The sequence below is a fragment of the Bradyrhizobium sp. F1.13.3 genome (assembly GCF_040548265.1).
GTDB lineage: Bacteria > Pseudomonadota > Alphaproteobacteria > Rhizobiales > Xanthobacteraceae > Bradyrhizobium.
On record NZ_JBEPRI010000007.1, the window covers coordinates 192,393 to 218,344 of the forward strand.

The 25,952-nt window shown below is 65.2% G+C and carries 21 protein-coding genes; 3 read left to right on the plus strand and 18 right to left on the minus strand.

From position 1 onward, the window contains the following. Positions 1 to 61 precede the first annotated feature (61 nt). From lpxB to lpxA, 3 genes are read right to left on the minus strand one after another with little or no spacing between them, the layout of a single operon-like run. Positions 62 to 1,246: a lipid-A-disaccharide synthase gene (gene lpxB / locus ABIB66_RS20615; protein WP_354209846.1), complete on the minus strand. Its 1,185-nt coding sequence runs from the start codon at positions 1,244 to 1,246 to the stop codon at positions 62 to 64. Continuing rightward, on the minus strand, positions 1,243 to 2,115 hold the full coding sequence (locus ABIB66_RS20620; protein ID WP_473320130.1) for an LpxI family protein: 873 nt from the start codon (positions 2,113 to 2,115) through the stop codon (positions 1,243 to 1,245). The genes lpxB and ABIB66_RS20620 overlap by 4 nt, the downstream gene beginning before the upstream one ends. A 7-nt stretch (positions 2,116 to 2,122) precedes the next feature. Further along, positions 2,123 to 2,914: an acyl-ACP--UDP-N-acetylglucosamine O-acyltransferase gene (gene lpxA, locus ABIB66_RS20625; protein WP_354255422.1), complete on the minus strand. Its 792-nt coding sequence runs from the start codon at positions 2,912 to 2,914 to the stop codon at positions 2,123 to 2,125. A 175-nt stretch (positions 2,915 to 3,089) separates the two neighbouring features. Here lpxA and ABIB66_RS20630 point away from each other — a divergent pair, with 175 nt between their 5' ends. Next, positions 3,090 to 3,434 carry a KTSC domain-containing protein gene (locus ABIB66_RS20630; protein WP_275171266.1) on the plus strand — a complete coding sequence of 115 codons (345 nt, stop codon included), beginning with the start codon at positions 3,090 to 3,092 and terminating at the stop codon, positions 3,432 to 3,434. Positions 3,435 to 3,440: 6 nt separating this feature from the next. On the opposite strand, the gene fabZ is transcribed toward ABIB66_RS20630, so the two are convergent. The 15 genes from fabZ to ABIB66_RS20705 all read right to left on the minus strand — a co-directional run bounded on the left by fabZ (position 3,441) and on the right by ABIB66_RS20705 (position 23,840). Continuing rightward, positions 3,441 to 3,857 carry a 3-hydroxyacyl-ACP dehydratase FabZ gene (fabZ, locus tag ABIB66_RS20635; RefSeq protein WP_051058562.1) on the minus strand — a complete coding sequence of 139 codons (417 nt, stop codon included), beginning with the start codon at positions 3,855 to 3,857 and terminating at the stop codon, positions 3,441 to 3,443. Positions 3,858 to 3,898: 41 nt separating this feature from the next. Continuing rightward, complete coding sequence (gene lpxD, locus ABIB66_RS20640; protein WP_354209847.1) at positions 3,899 to 4,966, minus strand: UDP-3-O-(3-hydroxymyristoyl)glucosamine N-acyltransferase; 1,068 nt, start codon at positions 4,964 to 4,966, stop codon at positions 3,899 to 3,901. Positions 4,967 to 5,091: 125 nt separating this feature from the next. Further along, positions 5,092 to 7,623, minus strand: a complete 2,532-nt coding sequence (gene bamA / locus ABIB66_RS20645) for an outer membrane protein assembly factor BamA (protein WP_354209848.1) — start codon at positions 7,621 to 7,623, stop codon at positions 5,092 to 5,094. A 186-nt stretch (positions 7,624 to 7,809) separates the two neighbouring features. Beyond that, the gene (rseP, locus tag ABIB66_RS20650) at positions 7,810 to 8,961 is read right to left on the minus strand and encodes an RIP metalloprotease RseP (RefSeq protein ID WP_275171269.1); all 1,152 of its coding nucleotides are present in this window, start codon (positions 8,959 to 8,961) and stop codon (positions 7,810 to 7,812) included. 44 nt (positions 8,962 to 9,005) lie between these two features. Continuing rightward, entirely contained in the window at positions 9,006 to 10,229 is a 1,224-nt protein-coding gene (dxr, locus tag ABIB66_RS20655) for a 1-deoxy-D-xylulose-5-phosphate reductoisomerase (protein ID WP_354209849.1), read from the minus strand. 4 nt (positions 10,230 to 10,233) lie between these two features. Then, entirely contained in the window at positions 10,234 to 11,076 is an 843-nt protein-coding gene (locus ABIB66_RS20660; protein WP_354209850.1) for a phosphatidate cytidylyltransferase, read from the minus strand. Then, on the minus strand, positions 11,073 to 11,831 hold the full coding sequence (locus ABIB66_RS20665) for an isoprenyl transferase (protein WP_275171272.1): 759 nt from the start codon (positions 11,829 to 11,831) through the stop codon (positions 11,073 to 11,075). Before ABIB66_RS20665 ends, ABIB66_RS20660 begins: the two co-directional genes overlap by 4 nt. Before the next feature lie 93 nt (positions 11,832 to 11,924). Next, complete coding sequence (frr, locus tag ABIB66_RS20670; protein ID WP_007603628.1) at positions 11,925 to 12,488, minus strand: ribosome recycling factor; 564 nt, start codon at positions 12,486 to 12,488, stop codon at positions 11,925 to 11,927. Between the two features lie 66 nt (positions 12,489 to 12,554). Continuing rightward, positions 12,555 to 13,271: a UMP kinase gene (gene pyrH / locus ABIB66_RS20675; RefSeq protein WP_018455040.1), complete on the minus strand. Its 717-nt coding sequence runs from the start codon at positions 13,269 to 13,271 to the stop codon at positions 12,555 to 12,557. A 60-nt stretch (positions 13,272 to 13,331) separates the two neighbouring features. Next, complete coding sequence (gene tsf / locus ABIB66_RS20680; RefSeq protein WP_354059032.1) at positions 13,332 to 14,255, minus strand: translation elongation factor Ts; 924 nt, start codon at positions 14,253 to 14,255, stop codon at positions 13,332 to 13,334. A 131-nt stretch (positions 14,256 to 14,386) separates the two neighbouring features. Further along, entirely contained in the window at positions 14,387 to 15,379 is a 993-nt protein-coding gene (locus ABIB66_RS20685) for a 30S ribosomal protein S2 (protein ID WP_007610895.1), read from the minus strand. Between the two features lie 222 nt (positions 15,380 to 15,601). Further along, a complete protein-coding gene (locus tag ABIB66_RS20690) occupies positions 15,602 to 18,121 on the minus strand; it encodes a caspase family protein (protein ID WP_354209851.1) in 2,520 nt (839 codons plus the stop codon). A gap of 178 nt (positions 18,122 to 18,299) precedes the next feature. Continuing rightward, a complete protein-coding gene (locus ABIB66_RS20695; RefSeq protein WP_354209852.1) occupies positions 18,300 to 19,040 on the minus strand; it encodes a carbonic anhydrase in 741 nt (246 codons plus the stop codon). A 116-nt stretch (positions 19,041 to 19,156) separates the two neighbouring features. Further along, on the minus strand, positions 19,157 to 22,660 hold the full coding sequence (gene dnaE / locus ABIB66_RS20700; protein ID WP_354255426.1) for a DNA polymerase III subunit alpha: 3,504 nt from the start codon (positions 22,658 to 22,660) through the stop codon (positions 19,157 to 19,159). Between the two features lie 454 nt (positions 22,661 to 23,114). Beyond that, positions 23,115 to 23,840: an outer membrane protein gene (locus ABIB66_RS20705; RefSeq protein WP_354059023.1), complete on the minus strand. Its 726-nt coding sequence runs from the start codon at positions 23,838 to 23,840 to the stop codon at positions 23,115 to 23,117. Between the two features lie 252 nt (positions 23,841 to 24,092). Here ABIB66_RS20705 and ABIB66_RS20710 point away from each other — a divergent pair, with 252 nt between their 5' ends. Next, entirely contained in the window at positions 24,093 to 24,413 is a 321-nt protein-coding gene (locus ABIB66_RS20710; RefSeq protein ID WP_354209855.1) for a DUF3551 domain-containing protein, read from the plus strand. Positions 24,414 to 24,632: 219 nt separating this feature from the next. Beyond that, positions 24,633 to 25,952: an MFS transporter gene (locus tag ABIB66_RS20715; protein WP_354209856.1), complete on the plus strand. Its 1,320-nt coding sequence runs from the start codon at positions 24,633 to 24,635 to the stop codon at positions 25,950 to 25,952.

The window sequence follows — 25,952 nt, forward strand, 5'->3', positions numbered from 1 at the left end:
ACGCCCAAGGTTAGGAGGCTTCCGCTTTGCGCTGGCAAGCCGACGCTTGTGAGTACACGTCCTAGCTAGCCCGCCTGCCCTTGCGCATGGTCGCCAGCACGATGTCGGCTGCGAGCACGCTCGGCGACTTGTTGCCGGTCGACATGATCGTATCGAGCTGGGCGAACGCTTCCACCTGCTGTCGGCGCAACGGTGAATCGGTCAGAAGCTGCGAGAGCCCGGGCGCCAGGTTCTCCGGCGTGCAGTCTTCCTGCAGGAACTCCGGGATGACATCCTTGCCGATCACGAGATTGGCGAGGATCACCGAGGAGACGCGGATCGCGCGGCGCAGGATGAAGGCTTCGATCGCGCCGACGCGATAGGCCGTCACCATCGGAATGCCCGATAGCGCGAGCTCCAGCGTCACCGTGCCGGATTTTGCCAATGCCGCGCGCGCGATGCGGAAGGCGGCGCGCTTCTCATTCTCGCCGACCACAATTTGAGGCTTGACCGGCCAGTTCGCGATGCCTTCACGAATGGTGGCTTCGAGATGCGGCATGGTTGGCAGCATCAGTTGGAACGCGCGGCCGTCCGTCCGCAATCGGCCGAGCGTCGCGCCGAACACCTCGAGATGGTGCCTGATCTCGCTGCGGCGGCTGCCGGGCAGCACCAGCAAGACCGGCGGCTCGCCGTCGCGGCGCGCCTGCTCCTCCGCGTTCGGCCGCAGCGAGGACAATTGCTCGATCAGGGGATGGCCGACATAGCTGCATGGCGGCCCGCCGAGCTTGCGATATTCCTCCGGCTCGAACGGCAACAGGCCGAGCACATGGTCGACATAGCCGAGCATGGTCCGCGCCCGTCCCGGCCGCCAGGCCCAGAGCTGCGGCGAGACGTAGTCGACGATCGGGATCGCCGGATTGCGCGCCCGCACGCGGCGGGCGACACGGTGGGTGAAGTCGGGGCTGTCGATGATGACGAGCGCGTCCGGCGCGGCTTCGGTCACGGCCTCCGCGGTCTCGCGGATCAGCCGCAGGATCTTCGGCAATTGCTGCACCACCGCGGCGAAGCCCACGATCGAGAGCTGCTCGATCGGAAACAGCGTCTCGAGCCCCTGGCGCGCCATGGTGTGGCCGCCGACGCCCACGAACTGCACGCCGTCGCCGAGGCGCTGGCGCAGCACCTTCATCAAGGCGCTGCCGAGCCGGTCGCCGGATTCCTCCGTGGCGATCAGGAAGATCTTGCGCTTGGGATCGCGGCCTTGCATCACGCCGGCAGGCCGATGACGAAGAGATATTTGGCGTCGGCGAGCGCGATCATCGCCTGCGGCTCGGCGGCGATGGTATTGCCGGCAACGACGGCGATCCCGGCCAGCCCCGCGGCGGCGACGCCCTCGAGGGTGCGCGGGCCGATCGTCGGCAGGTCGAAGCGCAGATCCTGCCCGCTCTTCGGGACCTTCACCAGCACGCCCCGCCCGGTGGCGGCGCGGATGCGGCCCTCTTCGCGCAGCCGTGCCACGCGCGCGAGCAGCGCATCGGTGCCCTCGATATCCTCGACCGCCACAACATGGCCATCGATCACGACCGCAGCCTGGCCGATGTCGAACGGACCGAGCGCGGTCAGCACCGCGCGTCCACGTTCGATGTCGGTCTTGCCGGTGTCGCTCGGCCAGGCGCGGCTGATGCAGCCCTCAGGCATCAAGAGGTCGGGCGCGACGTCCTTAATGCCGACCATGCGAAACCCGCCCTGCTCGAGAATGCGCCCGACGCCGGACAACAAATGATCATCGCCGCCGCGGAAGGCGCGAATGACATTGCCGAGCAGCCGGAGCGTCGTGAAGTCGACCCGAACCTCCGAGAGCGAAGGCCGTACCAGCGTGCCGATGAAGATCAGGTCGCGGCAGCCCTCCTCGCGAAACAGCCGCATGGCACGGCCGAGCTGGCCGACCGAGATCCAGCGATGGCGGAATTTTTCCACCCGCGCCGGATCGCAGGCCCCCCGAAGGGGAAACAACACCGGCGTGATGCCGCGAGCGGCGAGCGATTCGGCAACCGCGAACGGCATCGCGCCGCCGCCGGCGACCACGCCGACCGGCGATGAAATCTCCGAAGCCGCCGCCGATGTCATACCCGCGGCCATCCCATCATCACTTCGCGACGGCGGGAAGACAGAGCGGGCGCTTGCCCTTGCCGATGAAGTCGAGGATTTCGCCGATGGCCGGATCTTCACCGGCGAGCGGCCGCGCCGCCTCCAGGCGTTCGGCAAAGGTAGCGGGGCCATGGAAGAGTTTCTGATAGAACGCGCGCACGGTCGCAAGCCGCTGCTTGGTGAACTTGCGCCGCTTCATGCCGATCAGGTTGAGGCCTTCGAGCACGGCGTACTGGCCGTTGACGAGGCCGAACGGAATGACGTCGTCGCGCACGCCACATACGCCGCCGACCATAACTTGCGGGCCGATGCGGGTGAACTGGTGCACCGCGGACAAGCCGCCGATAAAGACGAAATCACCGATCTCGCAGTGACCGCCGAGCGTGGCCGAGGTCGCGAAGATCACGTCGTTGCCGACATGGCAGTCATGGCCGACATGGCTGCAATTCATGAAATAGTTGCGGTCGCCGACCTCTGTGATACCGCCGCCTGCGACCGTGCCGGCGTTCATGGTCACGGATTCGCGGATGGTGCAGCCCGAACCGATCTTGAGCTTCGTCAATTCGCCACGATAGCTGAGCGATTGCGGCGGCGTGCCGAGCGAGGCGAACGGATAGATGGTGCAATCGTCACCGATCGTGGTCTGCGCGGTGATATGCACATGTCCGATCAGCTTGCAGTTACTGCCGATCACGACATGCGCACCGATGTTGCAGAAGGGGCCGATCTCGGTGCCCTCGCCGATCACGGCGCCGTCCGCGATCCGTGCGGTGGGATCAATCTTACTCATCAAGCAATCTGACTCATCAAGAAGGTCTGATTAGGTGTTGAAGTCGCTCGGTTTTCCGCTGGTTAGCGCGACTATGCCCGATCTGTCCAGTGACGTATGATCTTTCCGTGTTTCAAGTGCCGGATGAGGCAGCCTTCCCGGCTCATCAACAAGTTCATGCGGAGCTTCAGGTATCGTGGTCAGGGCCCTGGCACTTCTCCTCACACAGCTCGTGACCGCGCCGATCGTGTCCGAGACGATTGAGACCGGCGAACACCGCCCCATCGACCTCGCGACGTTCGAATGCCGCGACATCAGCCGCAGCACGGTGCTCCAGCGGGTCTGTTACGACCGTGCGCAGCAGGCCCTCGTCGTGGCTGTGGACGGCGCTTATGACCGCTATTGCGGCGTGCCAATCGACACGGTCGAGCGCCTGCTGGGCGCACCGTCCATGGGCCAGTTCTTCAACCAGAACATCAAGCGCGAAGTCAACGGCGTCCGGTACGCGTGTCCTGCACGCGAGCGTATCCAGAGAAGTTGATCCCGCTCAGTCGGTCAGCATGGCGCCGACGTCGGCCTCCGCAACCACCTGGCCGTTGACCTTGGCGTCGCCGTGAAACCACCACATGGCCTTGCGGCGGCCGATCGAGCGCATGTGATATTCGATGGTATCGCCGGGCAGCACCGGCTTGCGGAACTTGCACTTGTCGATGGTCAGGAAGTAGACCGCGCGCGGCTTGTCGGTGCCCTCGACCGACTTGATGCCGATCACACCCGCAGTCTGCGCCATCGCTTCGATCATCATGACGCCGGGATAGACCGGGCGATCGGGAAAGTGGCCCTGGAACGGCGGTTCGTTGAAGGTGACGTTCTTGATGCCGATGCCGCTGTAATCGGTGCGGATGTTGATCACGCGATCGATCAGCAGCATCGGAAAACGGTGCGGGAGCGTTTGCAGGATCATGTTGATGTCCACAAGCTCGAACCTGACCGGTGCTTCGTCCGTCACTCCCGTTCCTCCTGCTTCGGATCCGCCTTGCTGTCGCGCGCCAAGCGCTCGACCGCCAAAATTTCCTTGAACCACTGCCGGGTCGGCTTGGCAAAAAAACCACCCCAGCGTCCGTTGGGAGGAACGTCGTCCTTGACGCCACTCATGGCAGTCACCTGAGCTCCATCCCCGATCTTGACGTGATTGTTGATGCCCACCTTCGCACCCAGCGCCACGTTGTCGCCGAGGGTCAGGCTGCCGGCAAGGCCGATCTGGGCTGCCAGCAGGCAGTGCCGGCCAATGGTGACATTGTGGCCGATCTGGACCTGATTGTCGATTTTGGTGCCTTCCCCGATCACGGTGTCGCGCAAGGACCCTCGATCAATGGTGGTGCCGGCGCCGACCTCCACATTGTTCTGAATCAGCACGCGGCCGGTCTGGGGCACTTTTAGATGGCCCTCAGGGCCGAAGAAGATGAAGCCGTAGCCGTCCTGGCCGATCGAGCAGCCGGGGTGGATCAGCACGTCGTTGCCGATCAGCGCGCACTGGATGGCGGTGCGTGCGCCGACATTGCAGTCCCGGCCGATCTTGACGCCGGGGCCGATCACGGCCCCCACACCGATCACCGTCCCGCTGCCGATCTCCACGTCAGGGCCGATCACGGCCAGGGGATCGACGATCACGCCGTCCTCGAGCCTCGCCGTGGGATCGATGATGGCCGACGGCGCGATGCCCTCGTTATCGGTCCAGGATTGCGGCCGGAGCGCGTCGCCATGCCACTCCCGCGCGATCCTGACGAAGGAGCGGAACGGCTGCGGCGCCCGCAGCACGGCCACATGCGCGGGCACCCGGGCCTCGAAGCGTGGGCTCACCAGGCAAGCACCGGCCTTGGTCGTCTTGAGCTCATCGGCATATTTGAGATTGTCGAAGAACGTCAGGTGCATCGGGCCGGCTTCGTCGAGCGAAGCAAGACCCCTGATGATGTGGCCGCCCCTGGCGGGATCGACCAACTCCGCCTTGGTCAGCGTGGCTATGTCAGCCAGCGCTGAGGCGGGCGGCTGTGTGAAGAAGGTCGGCTGCGCCATTCCACCCCGTCGCGGTCCGGCTTCGGCATGAAGCGGCCAAGCCGCATCATGCCTCATCTCCTGGATTGGCACGATCCCTTTCGGAAACCGGCTCCTGTGGTCCGGATCGTGCCGTGCTGTTCGAATTAGAACGAGGTGCCGCCGCCGAACCGGAACTCCTGCGTACGGTCGTTCTTGCCCTTGGTCAGCGGCACGGCGTAATCGAAGCGCAGCGGACCGAACGGCGAGGCCCAGATCAAGCCGACGCCGACCGACGACCGGACGGCATTGCCGTTGTCATAGACCAGGCCGGTGCAGGTTCCAGCCGAAGCTGGATTGACGGTCGACGGCGTGCAGCTCGAATTCCTGGTCGTGGTCACTTCGTTGGTCACCGACCACGTCGTCGGGCCCTGATAGTCGAACAGCCCGCCGGCGTCGGCGTACACGGCGCCCTTCAGACCCACTTCCTTCGGCAGGAACCAGAACGGCATCTGCAGTTCGAGCGAAGCACCCCAATATTTGGTGCCACCAAGTGCGTCCTGCGTACCGAAGGGGTTCAAATCGCGCGGTCCGATGCCGTTCGGGGCAAAGCCACGGACGAGGTTCGGGCCCATCTGGAAGTGATCGAGCATGCGCAGATCGCTGCCCATCTTGTTCAGCATGCCGCCCTGCAACCGGACCAGGCCGACGATGTCGGACACCAGCGGAGTGTAGTACTTAGCGTCGACAACCGACTTCAGGTAAGAGACGTCGCCGCCGACGCCGGCGAAGTCCTGACGGAAGTCGACGAGCAGACCGTCGGTGGGGTTCTTGTTGTTGTCGAGCGTGTTGTAGGTCAGCGTGTAACCGAGCGCCGAGGTCAGGGTCTTGCCGTTGGCAAGCTCCTTGCGCACCGGCAGCGAGGCTTCACCGTCGCTGTAGCAGCCCAGGCCATTGGTCGAGCTCAGGTCGAGGCCGTTGAGGTTGGCAAAGGCCGGGCTGGGGTTAAAAGCCGCCGAGCCCACATTGTTATTACAGTTCGCCAAGGTGGACGGCAGCGTGATTTCCTGCCGATAGATCGAGTAGCGGACCTGCAGCGACAGATCTTCACGCAGGGAGAAACCGAGGCGCGGCGAGAAGCCGAGCGTCTTGGTGCCGTAGGAGATGTAGCTGTTGGACCTCTGCTCACGCTGATAGAGGTCGAGACCCAGCGCGACACGGTAGTCGAGCAAATAGGGTTCGACGAACGACAGCGAATAGCCGCGGGCGTACTGACCATAGGTCACCGCCGCCTTGGCGAACAGGCCGCGGCCGAGCAAATTGCGCTCGGAGACCGAGACTTCGGCCAGCGCGCCGTCGGTGGTGGAGTAACCACCCGAGACCGAGAAGTCGCCGGTCGATTTCTCTTCCATGTCCACGAGCAGGATCACGCGGTCGCTCGACGAGCCGGGCTCCGTCGTGATCTTCACGGTCTTGAAATAGTCGAGGTTCTTCAAGCGACGCTCGGCACGGTCGACCAGCGCGCGGTTGTAGGCATCGCCCTCGGAGACGTCGAACTCGCGACGAATCACGTAGTCGCGCGTGCGGGTGTTGCCGCGAAGGTTGATGCGTTCGATATAGGTGCGCGGACCCTCGTCGATGTTGAATACGACCGACACGGTGTGCGCTTCGAAGTTGCGGTCGCCGCCGGGACGGACCACGGCGAAGGCATAACCGCGCCGTGAGGCTTCGATCTGCATCTCCTCGACCGACTTCTCGACCGATTCGACGTTATAGAGCGAGCCGACATTGACGCGCGAATAGTTGCGCATCGAGGTGGGATCGAAGTTCGGAATGCTGGAGCGGAAGTCGATCGAGCCGACCCGGTATTGCGAGCCTTCCTCGATCTTGAAGGTAACGTTGAAGCCCTTCTTCTCCGGATCGTATTCGGTGAGCGCGGCTACGACCTGGACGTCGGCGAAACCGTTCTTGAGATAGAAGCGGCGGATCAGGTCGCGGTCGGCCTCGACCCGATCGGGATCGTAGATGTCGCTGCTGGCGAGGAAGCTCAGCAGGTTCGACTCGTGGGTCTTGATGATGTCGCGCAGGCGGTAGGACGAGAACGCGTTGTTGCCGACGAACTCGATCGACTTGACGCCGGTCTTGGCGCCCTCCTCGACCGTGAAGACGAGATCGACGCGGTTGTTCGGCTGCTCGATGATTTCAGGCGTGACGCGGACGTCGTAGCGACCGGAACGGCGATAGATTTCGGCGATTCGCAGCGTGTCGGACTGCACCATGGCGCGCGAGAAGGTGCCGCGCGCCTTGGACTGGACTTCACCAGTGAGCTGCTCGTCCTTGATCTTCTTGTTGCCCTCGAACGCAATGCGGCCGATCACCGGGTTTTCCACCACGGAGACGACGATCTGGCCACCGGCACCGCGGTTGATCCTGACGTCCTGGAACAGGCCGGTCTCGATCAACGCCTTGAGGCCGTCGTCGATGGCGCCTTGATCCAAGCGACCGCCGGGACCCGGCTTGAAGTAAGAGCGGATCGTCTCCACCTCGACGCGGCGATTTCCCTCGACGGAAATCGACTGCACGGTCTGAGCAAGCGCAGACGAAGACACAAAGGCAGCCCCAACCGGGGCAAGCACCGGCGCGCCGAACATGATCAGGGTTGCGAGCAAGCCCCCCCGGAGTCGCAGTCCAAACTTCATTGCGCAACGCGCCCTTATCATTCCGTACCAGACCCAACCCCAAAGCCGGTCTGGAGATTCCCCAAGTTCAAGCCGCTTGTAGACAATTTCACCGACGCCGCAAACGGCCGAGCGCGCCGTAATTTCATTTTCATTCCAAGACGTTGCCCAAGAGCAACGCCCCGCAACGCCACAAAAAAGCCCCTATCAGGACGAGGCCATCCGGAGGATGTCGTTATAGGTGGCAAACACCATCAACATCAGCACCAAGCCGAGCCCGATTCGGAACCCCATCTCCTGAGTTCGCTCGGACAGGGGTCGCCCCCGCGCCACCTCCGCCGCATAGAACATAAGGTGACCGCCATCGAGCAGCGGGATCGGGAACAGATTCAACAGGCCGATCGACACCGACAGAACCGCGCAGAGGTTGATCACGAACTGGAACCCGGCGCTGGCGGCCTGCCCCGACATCTTGGCAATGCCAAGCACGCCGCTGACCTCGTTCGGATTGCCGTTCCCGACGAACAACGAGCCCAGGAACTTGAAGGTACTGGTGATGATGAACCAGACCTGTTCAACCCCGATCTTGAGTGCTTCGCCGACGCCGACCGGCGACGTCGAGGCCTCGCCGGCCTGAGACTTATGCTCGATGCCGAGCACGCCGAGACGATGGCTGTTGCCGAAGGGATCCTTGCGCTCGAGCAGCGCCGGCGTCGCGGTCAGCGACACGATGGTGCCGTCCCTCTTGACCTGGAAGGCAAGCGGCGAACCGGCATTCATCGCAACCATGCGTTGCATATCGGCAAAGCTTTCGATCGGCTTGCCGTCGATCTGGACGACGACGTCGCCAATCTTGAAGCCGGCTGCCGCCGCAGCGCCGTCGGCGACCACACCGTCGACGCGTGCGATCGTGCTTGGCTTGCCGTAATACAGCGCCATGCCGGCGAAGATCAGCGCGCCCAGGATGAAATTGGCGATCGGTCCGGCGGCAACGATGGCGGCGCGCGGGCCGACCTTCTTGTGATGGAAGCTGCCGGCGCGCTCCTCGGCCGTCATGGCTGCAAGCTTCTCGGACGATGGCGTCGAAGCCTCGCTCTCATCGCCGAAGAACTTGACGTAGCCGCCGAGCGGGATCGCCGAGATCTTCCAGCGGGTGCCATGGCGGTCGTTGAAGCCGACCAGCTCAGGTCCGAAACCGAGCGAAAAAGTTAACACGCGAACGCCCGCCCAGCGCGCGACCAGAAAATGGCCGAGCTCATGGAAGAACACGACGATGGTCAGGACGAACAGGAAGGGAACCGCGTAGCCGAGGAGCCCATGGCTCAACGTATTGAAACTATGGACGAAAAAGTCGATCATCGAATTCCCTCATCCAGCGCCGCAAGGCCCTGGCCCCGAACCATCTAGGATGCCTTTAAGGCAATTTGAGGCAATAGGGCGGCAGCCCTATTTCGCGCAACATGGTCAACGGCGATTGCATCGTCCGCTGACGTCAGCGGGGCTTGGTTCCCGCTGCGGATCCAGTCGTCCAGCGTCGCCTCCACCAGCCGGGCAATCGCCCCGAACCGGATCTTGCCGGCGATGAAGGCGGCGACCGCGACCTCGTTGGCGGCGTTGTAGACCGTGGTCGCCCCCTTCCCGGTCCGGAGCGAATCGAAGGCGAGGCGCAGCCCGGGGAAGCGCTCGAAATCCGGCGCCTCGAAGGTCAACTGGCCAATCTTGGCCAGATCCAGCTTGGCGGCCGGCCCCTTGATGCGGTCGGGCCAGCCGAGGCAATGCGCGATCGGCGTGCGCATGTCGGGTGAGCCGAGCTGGGCCACGACCGAGCGATCGGAGAACTCGACCATGCCGTGGACGATCGACTGCGGATGTACGAGGACGTCGATCTCGTCCGGACTCAGAGCGAACAGATAGGAAGCCTCGATCACCTCAAGCCCCTTGTTCATCATCGAGGCGGAATCGATCGTGATCTTCTGGCCCATGCTCCAGTTCGGATGCTTCAGGGCTTGCGCGAGTGTCGCCTGCTCGATGTCGGCAGGCTTCCAGGTCCGGAACGGGCCGCCGGAGGCCGTGATGATTACACGGACGAGCTCGTCGCGATTGCCAGAGCCAAGCGCCTGAAACAGCGCATTGTGCTCGGAATCCGCAGGCAGGATGCAGGCGCCCGCTTTCGCCGCGCGCTGCATGAAGAAATCGCCGGCGCAGACGAGACATTCCTTGTTGGCGAGCGCGACATGCGCGCCGCGATCGACCGCGGCCAGTGCCGGCTTCAGCCCGGCCGCGCCACTCACGGCGGCCATCACCCACTCGGCCGGACGCGCGCCAGCCTCGATCACCGCGCTTTCGCCGGCGCCGCATTCAGTGGCGGTGCCCGCGAGCGCAGCCTTGAGCTCGGCAAACTTGGAGGTGTCGGCGATCGCGACGTAGCGCGCGGAAAACTCTTTCGCGAGCTTTGCCAGCGCCTCGACATTGCTGTTCGCCGTCAATGCCTCGACACGGTAGCGCTCCGGAGTGGCGCGCAGCAGATCCATCGTGCTGTCGCCGATCGAGCCGGTGGCGCCGAGAACCGTGACGCTGCGGACGGTCGACGCCGCAGCCTTGTTGTTACGCAATGGAACCGCGCTCATATGTTCACCAAACCATAAGACCGCTTCCGGCGCTATGCACACCATGGCGGAGGAAGCCGATAATCCATGCCACCAGGATGGCAGCGACAAAACCGTCCAGACGGTCCAATAGCCCGCCGTGGCCGGGAATTAAGTGACTGGAATCCTTGACATCGAAGCGCCGCTTGACCGCGGATTCGAACAGATCGCCGCAGGCCGACACGACCGAGAGGACCGCGGCGACGAGCAGCAATGGAGCCAACTTTCCGATCCCGCAAGCGGCAAAGCCGGCCGCGACCAAAAGGCTCGCGGCAAAGCCGCCGAGCGCTCCTGCCCAGGTCTTCTTCGGGCTGACGCGCGGCCACAGCTTCGGTCCGCCAATGCCGCGGCCAGCGAAATAGCCGCCGATATCGGTCGCCCATACCACGAGCAGCACGAACATCAGCGCGGCGAAGCCGTTCACGAGATCCTTCCGCAGCAGGATCGAGGCGAGTAGCGCCGCCGATGCATAGGCGAATCCGGAGGCCGCCCAGACGAACTTGCCCCGCGCGATCACCGTCACGACCGCGCCACCAATGAGGCCGGTGATGATTGCGGTCTTCAGCGCGCCAAAGGCAACGCACAAGCCCATTGTGGCGATGACGATCGTCCCCGCCCCGGTCAACGCGGTCGAGCCTGCGCCCACCACCATCAGCCATTCCGCGAACAGTCCGATCGACACCAGGGTGACGAGCAGCGCCCAGAGCCAGCCGCCGGCATAAGCGAGCGCAATGGCGAGCGGCGCCAGCACCAACGCTGCGAGAATTCGCATCACGAGATTGCTCGGGGCAGGCTGAGAGCCGGCCGGTGCGGAGTCGGGTTCGCTCACGAGGCGGTTTTCGCGACCAGGCCGCCGAAACGGCGCTCGCGCCTGGCGAATTCGGCGATTGCGCCTTCCAGCGCCGCCTTGTCGAAATCGGGCCAGTGAATCGGCACGAAGACAAGCTCGCTATAGGCGGCCTGCCACATCAGGAAGTTGGACAGACGCTGCTCGCCACTGGTGCGGATGATGAGATCGGGATCGGGAATGTCGGGCGCGTCGAGATGAGCGCCCAGTGTCTCGGCGTCGATCGTATCAGGATTGCGCCGGCCCTCGGCGACTTCGCGCGCGAGCTTCTGCGCCGCCTTCGCGATCTCCTGCCGCGAGCCGTAATTGAAGGCGACGACGAGCGTGAGCCGCGTGTTATCGCGCGTCAGTTCCTCCGCCTCGTTGAGAAGTGCGCAGATGTCGCCCTCAAGTCCGTCCCGCTCGCCGATGATGCGCACCCTGACGCCGTCGCGATGCAGGCTCGCCAGATCATTGCGGATGAAGCGGCGCAACAGGCCAAAGAGATCGCCGATCTCGCTCGCCGGGCGTGACCAGTTTTCCGAACTGAAGGAGAAGATGGTGAGATAGCGGATGCCAAGCTCATGCGACGCGCGAACCACGCGGCGCAGGGCCTCCACGCCGCGGCGATGGCCTTCCGCCCGTGGCAAGCCGCGCGCGGCCGCCCAACGCCCGTTGCCATCCATGATGATGGCGACATGCGCAGGCGCATCGGACCGATCGGGTCCTTCCGTTGCGGGCGCGGCGGCGTTGGACATGAGGCTGCCTTAAAGCATGATCCGGAAGAATGCGAAGCGGTTTTCCGAAAAGATCATGCGCGAACAATAACCTAAAGCGCGATCCGGCGCGCTTTAGACGGTGAGGATTTCTTTTTCCTTGGCGGCCAGCAACTGGTCGATCTCGGAGATCGTGCCGTCGGTCGCCTTCTGCACCTCGTCGGCATGGCGCTTCTGATCGTCCTCGGACATCTCGTGATTCTTCTCGAGCTTCTTGAGAACGTCGAGACCGTCGCGGCGAACATGGCGCGCGGCGACCTTGGCGGCTTCCGCGTATTTGTGCGCGACCTTGACGAGCTCCTTGCGACGCTCCTCGTTGAGCTCGGGGATGCGCAGGCGCAGCACCTGGCCTTCAGTCGCCGGCGACAGGCCGAGATTGGAATCGACGATCGCCTTCTCCACTGCCTTGACCATCGACTTGTCCCAGACCTGCACCGAAATCAGGCGCGGCTCCGGCACGCTGACGGTGGCGAGCTGGTTCAGCGGCATGTGGCTGCCATAGGCGTCGACCTGCACCGGATCGAGCATCGAGGCCGAGGCGCGACCGGTGCGCAGCCCGCCAAGTTCGTGCTTGAGCGACTGGATCGCCCCCTGCATGCGGCGCTTCACTTCGTTGAGATCGAAATTATCCGTGGCCATCACGTTTCTCCTTCAAAATCCCGGCGACCTCTCCGCACCCCTCCTAAAGGGCGCAACGACAAGCCGTCAGCCGGCGACAATGGTTCCGTGGCCGCCGCCACGCAGTACAGCGCCGATCGAACCCGGCTCCGCAATCGAGAACACGATGATAGGCAGCGACGTCTCGCGGGCAAGCGCGAAGGCGGTCGCATCCATCACCTTGTAGCCGCCCTCGATCGCCTGCGAATGCGTCAGACGGTCGAATCGCGTCGCCGTCGGGTCCTTCTTCGGGTCGGCCGAGTAAACGCCGTCGACATTGGTCGCCTTCAGCACCGCCTGGGCGCCGATCTCGGCGGCACGCAGCACCGCGGTCGTGTCGGTGGTGAAGAACGGATTACCGGTTCCGCCGCCCAGCAGCACGATCCGGCCCTCGGCGAGGTATTTGTGCGCCGCGGTGCGGGTGAACAGCTCGGAAATCTCGGGCATGACGAAGGCCGACAGCGTGCGCGCAGGCGTGCCCTTGCGCTCGATCGTGGCTTCGAGCGCGAGGCAGTTCATCATCGTAGCTAGCATGCCCATGGTGTCGCCGGTCGGGCGCGACACGCCGCGCGAGGAGACCTCGACACCGCGAAAGAGATTGCCGCCGCCGATCACGACGGCCACTTCGGTGCCGAGATGGCGGGCTGCGATCAGATCGTCGGCGACCCGGTCGATGGTCGGTTGATCGATGCCAAAACCCTGCGGTCCCGCGAGATATTCGCCGGACAGCTTGATCACGACGCGACGATAGACCGGATCAGTCATGAGCACTTTCCTTGTCCGGGCGCCGCTTCCGGCGGCACGCCGGAAGGAACGTTCCGGCGCTTACTTCTTGCCGCTGGCCGCCGCGACCTCGGCCGCGAAGTCGCTTTCCTGCTTCTCGATTCCCTCACCGAGAGCATAGCGCACAAAGCCCGCGATCTTCACCGGGCCGCCGACCTTGCCTTCGGCTTCCTTCACCGCCTGCGCCACCGACTTGCCGGTGTCGTGGATGAAGGCCTGCTCGAGCAGGCAGACTTCCTTGTAATAGGTCTTCAGGCCGGACTCGACGATCTTCTCGATCACGTTCTCGGGCTTGCCCTGCTGGCGATATTTGTCGGCGAGCACGTCCTTCTCGCGCTTGACGACCGCCGGATCGAGACCGGACGGATCGAGCGCCAGCGGGTTGGCGGCCGCGACATGCATCGCAATCTGGCGGCCAAGCGTTGCGAGCTCGTCGGCCTTGCCCGGCGATTCCAGCGCCACGATCACGCCCATCTTGCCGGCGCCCTCGACGACCGCGCCGTGGACGTAGCTCGACACCACGCCCTGGCTGACTTCGAGCGAAGCTGCGCGGCGCAGCGTCATGTTCTCGCCGATGGTGGCGATCGCGTCATTGATCGCTGTTTCGATCGTGACGTCGCCGACCTTGGCGGCCTTGATCTTCTCGACATCGGCGCCGACGTTGAATGCGACCTGGGCGATCATCTTGACGAGGCCCTGAAACTGGCCGTTGCGCGCGACGAAGTCGGTCTCGGAATTGACCTCGACCACGACGCCCTTGTTGCCCTTGGTGAGCGCGCCGATCAGACCCTCCGCGGCGACGCGGCCCGACTTCTTGGCGGCCTTCGACAGGCCCTTCTTGCGCAGCCAATCCTGCGCCGCTTCCAGGTTGCCGTCATTTTCGGTCAGCGCGGCCTTGCAGTCCATCATGCCTGCGCCGGTCGACTCGCGCAGGTCCTTGACCATCGCAGCTGTGATCGTTGCCATCGTTCAAAATCCTTTTTGCCTGCCGGTTTACCGCGGCGCGGCCAGATCGCCTCGCCGCGGTCCATCTCAGGAATTCGCGTCAACTGAAATGGTGGCCGGAGCTTGTCCGGCCAACCCATCGCTCTTTTTGACTATTCCGCTTCCGCGGTCAGCGCCTTGGCCTTGGCCACCCAGGCGTCCGCACGGCTCGGCAGGCCGACTTCTTCGCCGATCTTGTGCGCGGTGTCGTGATCGAGCTCGGCCAGCTGCCAGAAGTGGAAGATGCCGAGGTCGTTGAACTTCTTCTCGATCGCGCCCGATACGCCCGGGAGCTTCTTGAGGTCGTCGGAGGTGCCGCGCGGACCGGCGAGGCCCTGGAAGCCGCTCGTGGCAGCGGGCAGCTCTTCTGCGACCGGCCGAACCGAAGCGCCGACGTCGATGCCGGAGTCACCCTGGGCGCGCGAAATGCCGTCGATCGCAGCGCGCGCGATCAGATCGCAATAGAGCGCGATCGCGCGGCCGGCGTCGTCATTTCCCGGCACCACATAGGTGATGCCCTTCGGATCCGAATTGGTGTCGACGATCGCGGCGACCGGGATGTTGAGCCGCTGGGCTTCCTGGATCGCGATGTCTTCCTTGTTGGTGTCGATCACGAAGATCAGGTCGGGCAGACCGCCCATGTCCTTGATGCCGCCGAGCGAGCGGTCGAGCTTGTCGCGCTCGCGCTGAAGCGTCAGGCGCTCCTTCTTGGTGTAGGAGGAGGCATCGCCGCCGGCGAGCACGTCGTCGAGATGGCGCAGGCGCTTGATCGAGCCCGAGATCGTCTTCCAGTTGGTCAGCGTGCCGCCGAGCCAGCGCGAATTGACGAAGTACTGAGCGCAGCGCTTGGCCGCGTCGGCAACGCCGTCCTGCGCCTGGCGCTTGGTGCCGACGAACAGGATGCGGCCGCCCTTGGCGACGGTGTCGCTGACCGCCTGCAAGGCGTTGTGCAGCAACGGCACGGTCTGCGCGAGGTCGACGATGTGGATGTTGTTGCGAGCGCCGAAAATGAACGGCGCCATTTTCGGATTCCAGCGGTGAGACTGGTGACCAAAGTGCACGCCGGCTTCGAGGAGCTGACGCATAGTGAAATCGGGTAGTGCCATCGTTCTAATTCTCCGGTTGGTTCCTCCGGAAGCGTGTGAGCAGAACGGAGCGTTGTCGCCCCGGCTGCCACCGGACGGCCTTGTGAGCCATGCTTCCGTGTGAGATGGCGCGGTGTATAGCGCGATTTCGGCCAGAAGCAAGGAAATAAGGGCCTTTCGGGGCGGCTTTCGCCCGCGAGAGGCCCCCCTTCCCTAAAGACCGCGCGGCGGCCTAGCCCCTGCCTAGCATCTGGGCTGGTTCGGCGGGCACTTCTTTGCCGCCGGCGGCGGAGCCGCGGGACGCGGCGGAGGTGCTGGCGGCGGTGCTGCCGGCCGTGGCGGCGGCGGTGGCGCGACGGCCATCCGGGGCGGCGGAGGTGGCGCCGGCCGGGCGACCGGCGGCGGCGGCGCGGGTCGCGCCATTGGCGGCGGCGCCGGCCGAGCGACCGCTACGGGCGGAGCCACCCGCGCCGGTGGCGGCGGCGCAATACGCGACGGAGGCGGAGGCGTCGGCCGCGCCACGGCCTGAGGCCGCGGTGGTGGTGCCGACGGCCGGGCAGCCTGGGCGGGAGCAGCGCTCGGCTGATGCTGCGGCCTGATCGGCTCCCGCGCCGCCGAGGGCGGCGGCGTGACCGGTCGTCCAATTGCGCCAGGAGGCGTGCGGGCAGCCGCCGGCGAACCAGCGGGCTCGCGGGTCGCGGACTTGCCATGGTCCCCAGGCCCGGTCCCGGGCGGGGCCTGTGCCACCGGCGGCTTCGGCAGTTGGCCGGGCACAGCGGCTGAGTTTGTCGGCGTGGCCGCAGTCGCCGGCGCGGCGGCGGTCGGCGCACCGGGATGAGCCGCCGGCGGAGCGCCGGGAGTAGCAGTCGTCGGCACCCCCGCAGGCGCTCCCGGACGGGTCGGCGGCGGTGCGCCGGGTGCGGTGGCCGTCGGCTGCCCGGGTCTGCCGCCCGGCAATGGCCCGGCTCCCGCTGGCGGTGCAGGTGGGCCGCCATGGGTGCCGGGAACCGGCAGCGTGTTGGCTTGGGGCAGCTTGGCCGGTGGGGTTGCAAGTGGAGTGGCAGATGGACTGGCAGGCGGAGTGAGAGGTGGCGTACCGGTCGGCGCGACATTGGCCGGCCGCGCCGGAGGCGTTCCTGGCCTCGCCGTCGGCTGCATCGTCGCGCTCGGGGGCATCGGCGCCTTTCCCTGCTGGATCAGGGTGGCGCGCTGCACGGCCGCCTGCGGCATGGCTGGACCAGCCGGATTGGTGCGCCCGGCAATGGCCGGCGTGAGATTGCCTGGTCCGGCACCCGCCCCCACCGGCGGTGCCGGCGGCTGGTTGATCACCGTGTTGATGACCGTCCTGTTATGGATGTTCTGATAGATGATATTGTTCGGCGGCGGTGCGACATAGACCGGCGGCCTGACGAACACAGGGATCGGCACGAACATCGGCTGCGGCAGCACGAACAGGCCGATCACCGGCATCGGCGGCGACAGCACAACGAAATCCGGCGGCGGCGGCGGCAGATAGTAGACCGGCGGCGGTGGTGGCGGCGCGAAGCCAAAATCCGGATCGCTGAAATACAGCACGGGACGGTCGACATAGACCACCTCCTCCGGCGGCGGTGGCGGCACGTCGTAGTCGATCATCGCAAAGCTCGGCGGCGGCTCGGGCGGCGCGGTGAGGATCGCCAGGCGCCGGCGCGCATCCGCCGCATGCGGACCACGCGGATAGCGACGCAGATACGACCAATAGGCTTCCGGCGTGTCGGTGCGATAGGTCCGCCGCCAGGTGATGGCCTCGCGGCGCGCCGCGACGATCACCATCACCCGCTTCGACAGCGGGTCGCCCGGATAGGCGGTGAGAAACTCTTCGTAGGCAGGTAGCGTGTCGCGCGTGAGCGCGGCGGCATAGGCATCCTGCACGCCGAGATCGCGGATCGGCTTGTTGCGGATCGCGGCGACCTGGTCGGGTGCGGCCTCCGGCGGCGGCGCGTCGGGCCCGCGCTCGAAGAACGAGAATGGCGCCGATATCTTCTGCTCGTTCCAGGGCACCTGCGCGCCCTTGCTGGCCTCGTTGACGCGCAGGCGAACGCGGTCGAACACCTCAGGCAGCGGCAAGCCGCCGGTGCGGATCATCTCCGCCAGCGATTGCGCATAGATGCCGTAAGGTCCGGGCTCCTCGGGCGCCACCGTGCCGGGCGCGGAGTTGAACGCGATCAGCATGTTGGCGTCGGGCTCGACCAGCGCAAGTCCGCCCGCGATCTGCTGGCCGCCCTCCACGAAGGGCTGCGCCCGCGCTGCGTCGAGCACGACGATATTGGCCTTGAGCGGAACGGAGGCGAGCTGGCGGAGATAGTCGCCGATGCGCAGGCCTTCGGTCGGAATGTCGGTGTCGCGGGTGATGTTGGAATCGACCGGGATGAAGTAGTTCTCACCGGCGAGTTGCACGCCATAGCCGGCGAGATAGACCATCGCGACGGTGCCCGGTCCGGAGGCCTGCGCCTTCTGGATGAAATCGCGAAAGCTCTTGCGCAGCGTGTCGCCGTCGAGATCGCGGGCGCCGACGACGTCGAAGCCCGCCGCCTGCAGCGTCTGCGCGATCAGGCCGGCATCGTTTGCCGTCGTCGCCAGCGGCGACTTGGCATAGGCGCCGTTGCCGACCACGAGTGCGATACGCTTTTCCTGCTGCTGCGCACGCGCCGGATCCGGTACGCCGGCGGCTAGGACCGCGATCGGCAGGAGAAGGCAAATGAAGGCTCTGAGCGTCCCACGCATGGCTTGCTTGCCCGTTTTTGTTGTTGAGGTGCCGCCGCGCATCAGACGCGCCGCCAGCTGAATGGCACTTGAACGAAAGGCTTCCAAATAACGAAGGCTTGGATTGAGGCGGCGGCATGGCGCCCGCGCGCCCGCGTCAGCCTCGCGACAACGAACCGGCGCGAGCCGGTCCATCTCGTCAGATCTGCGCGATCAGGTCGACCGTTCCCGTCGTGAGCCGATAGATGCCGCCGACGACCTTCAGCTTGCCCTGCTCGACGGCCGCATTGAGGATCGGCGCGGCCGACTTAAGCTTCGCGACATTGTCGATGACGTTCTGCCGGATCGCCTTGTCGAGGACGTCCCCACCCTGCTGCATCGCAGCCTTCGCTGCGGGCGCGATCGCATCGACCAGCGAGGGAATATGGCCCGGTGGCGGCTTGTTGTCCTTGATCGCCTTCAGCGTCGCATCGACCGCGCCGCAACTGTCATGGCCCAGCACCAGAATCAGCGGCGCGTTGAGCACGGCCACCGCGTATTCCATGCTGGCGATGGTCTCCGTGCCGGCGAAATTTCCTGCGACGCGGCAGACGAACAGATCGCCACGGCCCGTGTCGAAGGCATATTCCGGCGCGATGCGCGAATCGGCACAGCTCAGCACGGCCGCGAACGGATTCTGTCCGCCGGCCAACGCCTCGCGCTCGTGCTTGAAATCGTGCCGCCGCGACACGCCGTCGACATAGCGCGCATTGCCTTCCGTCAGGCGCTTCAATGATGCGTCGGGCGACAGCACGTTCTGCGGCTTGGGCGGCGCCTTGGTCTCCTTGGCAAAGGCTCTGCCGGTCAGCGCGAGGCCGAGCGCCGAGGCACCAAACAACATCGCGGATCGTCGCGACGGCCCCGTGTTTCCCTGCAGAGCTTCAGAGCATTTGTCGCACATGTCGCGTTTCCTCCCGGCGAGGTGGACGATGGCATCGCCGCGATCATAGCCGCAATGACGTGACGAAACCACAACATCCGCAGGGAGCACGCACGACTTCAGCGCCGCCCCCTCGATCAGAGCTGCTGCACGTCCACGACGCCAGCGACTGCCTTGATGGCGCCGGCGATCTGCGGCGAGACCTTGAAGCGGCCGGGCAGCTTCATCTCGACCTCGGTCTCGAGGTCGAGCATCATGACCAGCGAGACCTCGCCGTCGCCGTTGGAGCGCGGCGCGGTGCCCGGACTGCCGACCTTCGGCGCGGCGCCGTTCGAAGCGGCCATGTCGGGGCCGGCGAGACGCTTGGCGATCGAGTCCAGGGGCTTGGTATCGCGCACGAAGATGCGCAGGCCCTTCTGCGTCTTGGCCGCGGCCTCGTCCAGCGGCTCGGCGTGCAGCACGCGCGCGCGGACATCCTCGCCCTGGAGCTCGGCGCCGAGCTGGAGCAGCACCGCGGCGCCCGGCTCCAGCACGTCGCGATATTGTGCGAGGCCTTCGGAGAACAGCACCGCCTCGAAGTGACCCGTGGGATCAGAGAGCCCCATGATGCCCATCTTGTTGCCGGTCTTGGTGCGCCGCTCCATCCGCGACACCACGGTGGCAGCGACCTTGCCGGCGGTGGCGCCGGTCTTCACCGCGCGCGAGAACTCGGCCCAGGACTGCACGCGCAGCCGCTTCAGCACGGTGGCGTAATCGTCGAGCGGATGTCCCGACAGGAAGAAGCCGATCGCGTCATATTCGCGGCGCAGCCGCTCGGCCGGCAACCAGGGCTCGATCTGCGGCAGCATGATGGTCGGCGCGTCGGCCGAGCTGCCGAACATGTCGTTCTGGCCGATGGTCGCAGCTTCGTTCGCCCGCTGGCATGCCGCGAGAATCGAATCTGCGCCGGCGAAGACCCGCGCCCTGTTCGGCTCCAGGGTGTCGAAGGCGCCCGCGGCGGCCAGGCTTTCGATGATGCGCTTGTTGATCGCGCGCGGCGACACCCGCGCGGCGAAGTCGGCGAGCGAGGTGAACAAGCCGTTTTTGGTCCGCTCCGCGATGATCTGCTCGACGGCCGCGATGCCGACGCCCTTCAGCGCCGCGAGCGCGTAGTAGATGGTCTTGTCGCCGACCTCGAAAGTCGCGCCGGAACGGTTGACGTTGGGCGGCTCGACCTTGATGCCGAGGCGCTGCGCCTCGGCGCGGAATTCGGACAGCTTGTCGGTATTGTTGAGATCGAGCGTCATCGACGCCGCGATGAACTCCACCGGGTAATGCGCCTTCATGTAGGCGGTGTGGTAGGACACCAGCGCATAGGCCGCCGCGTGGCTCTTGTTGAAGCCGTAGTCGGCGAATTTTGCCAGCAGCTCGAAGATGGTGTCGGCCTGCCCCTTCGGCACGCCGTTTTTCACTGCGCCTGCGACGAAGATCTCGCGCTGCTTCTCCATCTCGGCGCGGATCTTCTTGCCCATGGCGCGGCGCAGCAGGTCGGCGTCGCCGAGCGAATAGCCCGACATCACCTGCGCGATCTGCATCACCTGTTCCTGGTAGATGATGACGCCGAAGGTCTCCTTGAGAATCGGCTCCAGCACGGGGTGGAGATATTCCGGCTCCTCGTCGCCGTGCTTGCGCGCGCAATAGGTCGGGATGTTCGCCATCGGGCCCGGTCGATAGAGCGCGACCAGCGCGATGATGTCCTCGAAACGGTCGGGGCGCATGTCGACCAGCGCGCGCCGCATGCCCTGGCTTTCAACCTGGAACACGCCGACCACCTCGCCGCGCGCCAGCATCTGGTAGCTTTCGGCATCGTCGATCGGCAGCGTGGCGAGATCGACATGGATGTCGCGCGGCTTGAGCAGTTTGCACGCGACGTCGAGCACGGTCAGCGTCTTCAGGCCGAGGAAGTCGAACTTCACTAGGCCCGCCGGCTCGACCCATTTCATGTTGAACTGGGTCACCGGCATGTCGGATTTGGGATCGCGATACATCGGCACGAGTTCGCTCAGTGGGCGATCGCCGATCACGATGCCCGCCGCGTGCGTCGAGGCGTGACGGGTCAGGCCTTCGAGGCGCTGGGCGATGTCGAAGGCGCGCGCCACCACCGGGTCCTCGTCGCGGAACGCCTGGAGCTTCGGCTCGCTCTCGATCGCGGCGGCCAGCGTCACCGGCGCGGCCGGATTCTGCGGCACGAGCTTGGTCAGCTTGTCGACCTGGCCATAGGGCATTTGCAGCACGCGGCCGACGTCGCGGAGCACGCCGCGCGCCTGCAGCGTACCGAAGGTGATGATCTGCGCCACCTGGTCGCGACCGTAGCGCTCCTGGACGTACTTGATCACCTCGCCGCGGCGGTCCTGGCAGAAGTCGATGTCGAAGTCCGGCATCGAGACGCGTTCCGGATTGAGGAAGCGCTCGAACAGCAGGCCGAACTTGATCGGGTCGAGGTCGGTGATGGTCAGCGCCCACGCAACCAGCGAGCCTGCGCCAGAGCCGCGGCCCGGCCCGACCGGGATGCCCTGCCCCTTCGCCCATTTGATGAAGTCGGAGACGATCAGGAAATAGCCCGCGTATTTCATGCGCATGATGACGTCGAGCTCGAACGCAAGGCGCGCGCTGTAATCTTCCTCCGTTGTGCCTTGCGACAGGCCGTGTACGCGCAGGCGGTTGGCGAGCCCCTCCTCTGCCTGCCGCTTCAATTCGGCCGCCTCGACCGAGGCGGCATCGGAGCTTGCGGCAGCGCCGACCGTGAAGAACGGCAGGATCGGCTTGCGCGTCATCGGCCGGAACGAGCAGCGCTCGGCGATCTCGACCGTCGAGGCCAGCGCCTCCGGAATGTCGGCGAACAGCACCGCCATCTCGGCGCGGGTCTTGAAGCGGTGATCGGGCGTGAGCTGCTCGCGCTCGGTCTCCGCGATCAGCCGCCCGCCGGCGATGCAGAGCAGCGCGTCATGGGCTTCGTAATCGTCGGTCGCGGCGAAATACGGCTCGTTGGTCCCAGCCAGCGGCAGGCCCTTGGTGTAGGCGATGTCGATCAGGTGGCTTTCGACCCGCCGCTCTTTCTCGGTGTTGTGGCGCTGCAATTCGATGTAGAGGCGGTCCCCGAACAGGCTCGCCAGACGCTCGCAGCGCGCGGCCGCCAGCTCGGTATAACCGCCGGCAAGCGCCAGCGAGATCGGTCCGTCCGGACCGCCCGTCAGCGCGATCAGGCCTTCGGTCTCGCCTTCGAGCCAGTCGAACTTGATGTGAGGAGCATGAGTGTCGGGCGTCTCCAGGAACGCGCGCGAGTTCAGCCGCATCAGGCTGCGATAGCCGCGCTCCTGCGCGGCCAGCAGCACCACGCGCGAGGGCAAAAGCACGTTGCGCGCATTGGGATCCTGGTCGCCGAACTCGATCGCGATCTCGCAGCCGACGATCGGCTGGATGCCGGAGCCCGCCATCTTGTCGGAGAACTCCAGCGCACCGAACATGTTGTCGGTGTCGGTCAGCGCCAGCGCCGGCTGATGATCTTTCTTCGCTAGCTCGGCGAGCTTGGCGATCTTGATCGAGCCCTTGAGCAACGAATAGGCCGAGTGAACGTGAAGGTGGACAAATCCGGCGCTCGGCATGGTCGCGTGACGGCCTCTTGCAGATGGGATGGAGCGGTCGCCGGCACCGGAGGCATCCTGCACTCGCCCAGCCGACTCGCCTCACAATGGTGGGGCGTCACGCTGCCAGAGTCCACGCCGGAGCGGCCGATCGGCCGCGTCGTCCTGCTTTTCCCCAACCTGGCCCGCGCCTACAGCTGCGGGAGTACCTGGGCCCAGATCGCGATCATTCCGACAAACAGCGCGATCGACGCCAACGCGGCGGCTTCTTCGACGAAAATCCTGAACATGGCTTGCTCCATGGTGAGAACGTATGAAGAACATTGTTCTCATTTCGTTCTCAGGAGTCAAGCTATCTCGACCATCTCCGAATAGAATGGTTAACCCGCTGAATTTGAACAACAAAAAAGCCCCGGCCGATGGCCGGGGCTTTCGCCGACCGCTCGAAGTCGAGCGATCGATATCAGGCTTCTACTCAGTAGCGGCCGAGGCTCGGGCCACCGAACTTGTAGTTCAGGCGGACGAGGCCCATGTCGACGTCCTGACGGATGCGATCGGTCGAGGGCACCAGCGCGAACGTGACGTCCTTGTCCTGCAGGAAGATGTGGTTGTACTCGACGCCAACCGACCAATTCGGGGCGAAACCGTACTCAAGGCCGGCACCGACCGTGCCACCCCAACGGGTCTGATCGGCCGAGGACAGCAGTGCGCCGCCCAAGGTCGAGACTTCATACTTGCTGCCGGCGACAGCCGCACCGCCCTTGGCGTAAACGAGAACGTTATTCCAGGCGTAGCCGATCTGACCGGTGATCAGACCGAACGAGTCGATCTTGGAGCGGTTGCGAGTCCCGAACCCCGGGATCGCGCTGACGTTGTCGCCCGAGAAGTCGGCCCAGTTGCCCTGACCTTCGATGCCGAACACCCACTGGCCCGACTGCATGCGATAGCCGATCTGGCCACCGACCGTGCCGCCCGTCGCATCGTGCGAACCCTCGCGGCCACCGCCGACGAGATCCCAGGTCGAATGGGCGGAACCGCCGCCGCCGTTGATACCGATGTAGAAGCCGCTCCAGTCGTAGATCGCGGCAACCATCGCCGGCGCCTTGGTGTAAGGCCGCGCAGCGAGGTCAGCAGCCACCGCCGGTGCAGCCGCGCCGAGCGCGACAAGGCTCACAGCAGCAAGCAACAGATTCTTGTTCATTTGATTCCCGTTCCAGTTTCGTCGTTAGGCCCCCGGGCCGTGGCGTCGTCATACCAGCGCTCGACGGAATTGCTGTAACCTCGACGCCACAGTTCGCGCCAAAGGATCGCGCTTCATTAATGAAGATTTACCAACGCGCGCCGGAAACCCTTTGAAACAAGTATTTTCATGAGTTCCATTGTGGACTACACGACATCTGCGGCACGCGCGCGTGACACCGTCGCGCGCACGTTCGCGTGATTGGAGAATCGAATGCGCAGACGAATTGCTCTCCCCATTGTCGCCATATTTTCGGTCGCTCTCGCCACATTTGGGATCACGCTTGGCGCAAGCGTGCCCGCGCGCGCGTTCGGGACCCACCATGCCTTCTGCCTCACCGGCGATGAATGGCCGGGGCTCAGCAATTGTACGTTCGACACTTACGCGCAGTGCCAGGCGAGTTCGTCGGGCCGCGCCCTCACCTGTATTGCGAACCCGTATTTCGCAGGCCAGAGCGACGATGCCTATGCGTACCAGAACAGGCCCCGCGCGCAGGTGCCGGGTTATTCACCCGGTTACTACGTGCCGCGCTGAGATGCGCCGCGCTCGCCCGATTGCAGCGGACGAGCAATCAAGAAGCACGGTGTTGTTCGCGTCGTGGCTCACTAATCGGGATGCTGATATGCGTCCTGCCCTGCGTTGAGCTTGCAGCGTTGACGCCGACCGATCCGGGTTTAACTACGACAGAGAAATCTTGCAGGGGTGGCGACGTTCGCTGGGCTGGTTCCCGTTAACGCCACCATTGCAGGACGCATGACGACATCGAAGCAAGCGACCTCGCCCCGCGCGACCGCGGCATCCACGCCCCCTCATCTCGCCATCGTCCTGTTCTCGCTCGCGATGGGCGGCTTTGCGATCGGAACCACCGAATTCGCATCGATGAGCCTGTTGCCGTTTTTCGCCGCCGACCTCGGGGTCGACGAGCCGACCGCGGGACACGCGATCAGCGCCTACGCGCTCGGCGTCGTGCTGGGCGCGCCGCTGATCGCCGTGCTCGGCGCACGGTTGGCGCGGCGCGCGCAGCTATTGATCTTGATGGCCGTGTTCGCGGTCGGCAATGCCCTCACCGCGCTGGCGCCTGGCTTTGGCTCGATGATCGCGGCGCGTATTCTCTCGGGATTGCCGCATGGCGCCTATTTCGGCATCGCCGCGCTGGTCGCAGCGTCGCTGGTCCCTCAACATCGTCGCTCGCAGGCGATCGGCCAGGTGATGCTGGGCCTGACCGGCGCCACTATCGTCGGTGTGCCCCTGGCCAATCTGATTGGGCAGGCGATCGGCTGGCGCGCGAGCTTCGGCCTCGTGTCGGTGCTGGCGTTGCTCACGGTGCTGCTGTGCGCCTTGTTCGCGCCGCGCGACAAGGCTGGCCGGTCCGATCCGCTGCGAGAGCTCGGCGCGCTGCGAAGCGGCCGCGTCTGGATCACGCTGGCGATCGGCGCCATCGGCTTCGGCGGCATGTTCGCCGTCTACACTTATCTCGCCACGACGCTGATCGAGGTGACCAAGGTCAGCCCCGCGCTCATACCGCTTTTTCTAGCCGTGTTCGGCATCGGCGCGACGCTCGGCAATCTGTTTGTGCCGCGCTTTGCCGACCGCGCGCTGATGCCGACGGCGGGAGCCATCCTGCTGTTCTCTGCGGTCGCCCTATCAGTGTTCCCGCTCGCCGCGGGCAATCCCTGGGCGCTGGCGGCAGACGTCTTCGCCATCGGCGCCGGCGTCTCGCTCGGAGCCATCCTCCAGACGCGGCTGATGGACGTCGCCGGCGACGCGCAGGCGCTCGCCGCCGCACTGAACCATTCGGCGTTCAACACCGCCAATGCGCTCGGCCCGTTCCTCGGCGGCATCGCCATTCGCGAGGGGCTGGGCTGGACCTCCACGGGCCCCGTTGGCGCCGCGCTGGCGGTTCTGGGTTTCCTGATCTGGATCGTCGCCTATCGTGACGCCAGATCTGTTCCGGTCGATATCAGCTCAGGAAGCAAGACCGCCCCATCGGAGAATCCTCCGGCGAGACGTGCACCGCCGCTGGCGCCGGATGATCGAAGCCGTTTGGATGCTGCCCGAGATCCGGTAGCTTGA

Bases quoted from the DNA above. Each gene is read 5' to 3' on its own strand.
- ABIB66_RS20620 (WP_473320130.1), bottom strand. From the start codon at position 2,115: ATGGCCGCGGGTATGACATCGGCGGCGGCTTCGGAGATTTCATCGCCG.
- lpxA (WP_354255422.1), bottom strand. From the start codon at position 2,914: ATGAGTAAGATTGATCCCACCGCACGGATCGCGGACGGCGCCGTGATC.
- fabZ (WP_051058562.1), bottom strand. From the start codon at position 3,857: ATGATCCTGCAAACGCTCCCGCACCGTTTTCCGATGCTGCTGATCGAT.
- lpxD (WP_354209847.1), bottom strand. From the start codon at position 4,966: ATGGCGCAGCCGACCTTCTTCACACAGCCGCCCGCCTCAGCGCTGGCT.
- bamA (WP_354209848.1), bottom strand. From the start codon at position 7,623: ATGAAGTTTGGACTGCGACTCCGGGGGGGCTTGCTCGCAACCCTGATC.
- rseP (WP_275171269.1), bottom strand. From the start codon at position 8,961: ATGATCGACTTTTTCGTCCATAGTTTCAATACGTTGAGCCATGGGCTC.
- dxr (WP_354209849.1), bottom strand. From the start codon at position 10,229: ATGAGCGCGGTTCCATTGCGTAACAACAAGGCTGCGGCGTCGACCGTC.
- ABIB66_RS20665 (WP_275171272.1), bottom strand. From the start codon at position 11,831: ATGTCCAACGCCGCCGCGCCCGCAACGGAAGGACCCGATCGGTCCGAT.
- frr (WP_007603628.1), bottom strand. From the start codon at position 12,488: ATGGCCACGGATAATTTCGATCTCAACGAAGTGAAGCGCCGCATGCAG.
- pyrH (WP_018455040.1), bottom strand. From the start codon at position 13,271: ATGACTGATCCGGTCTATCGTCGCGTCGTGATCAAGCTGTCCGGCGAA.
- tsf (WP_354059032.1), bottom strand. From the start codon at position 14,255: ATGGCAACGATCACAGCTGCGATGGTCAAGGACCTGCGCGAGTCGACC.
- ABIB66_RS20685 (WP_007610895.1), bottom strand. From the start codon at position 15,379: ATGGCACTACCCGATTTCACTATGCGTCAGCTCCTCGAAGCCGGCGTG.
- ABIB66_RS20690 (WP_354209851.1), bottom strand. From the start codon at position 18,121: ATGCGTGGGACGCTCAGAGCCTTCATTTGCCTTCTCCTGCCGATCGCG.
- ABIB66_RS20695 (WP_354209852.1), bottom strand. From the start codon at position 19,040: ATGTGCGACAAATGCTCTGAAGCTCTGCAGGGAAACACGGGGCCGTCG.
- dnaE (WP_354255426.1), bottom strand. From the start codon at position 22,660: ATGCCGAGCGCCGGATTTGTCCACCTTCACGTTCACTCGGCCTATTCG.
- ABIB66_RS20705 (WP_354059023.1), bottom strand. From the start codon at position 23,840: ATGAACAAGAATCTGTTGCTTGCTGCTGTGAGCCTTGTCGCGCTCGGC.
- ABIB66_RS20710 (WP_354209855.1), top strand. From the start codon at position 24,093: ATGCGCAGACGAATTGCTCTCCCCATTGTCGCCATATTTTCGGTCGCT.
- ABIB66_RS20715 (WP_354209856.1), top strand. From the start codon at position 24,633: ATGACGACATCGAAGCAAGCGACCTCGCCCCGCGCGACCGCGGCATCC.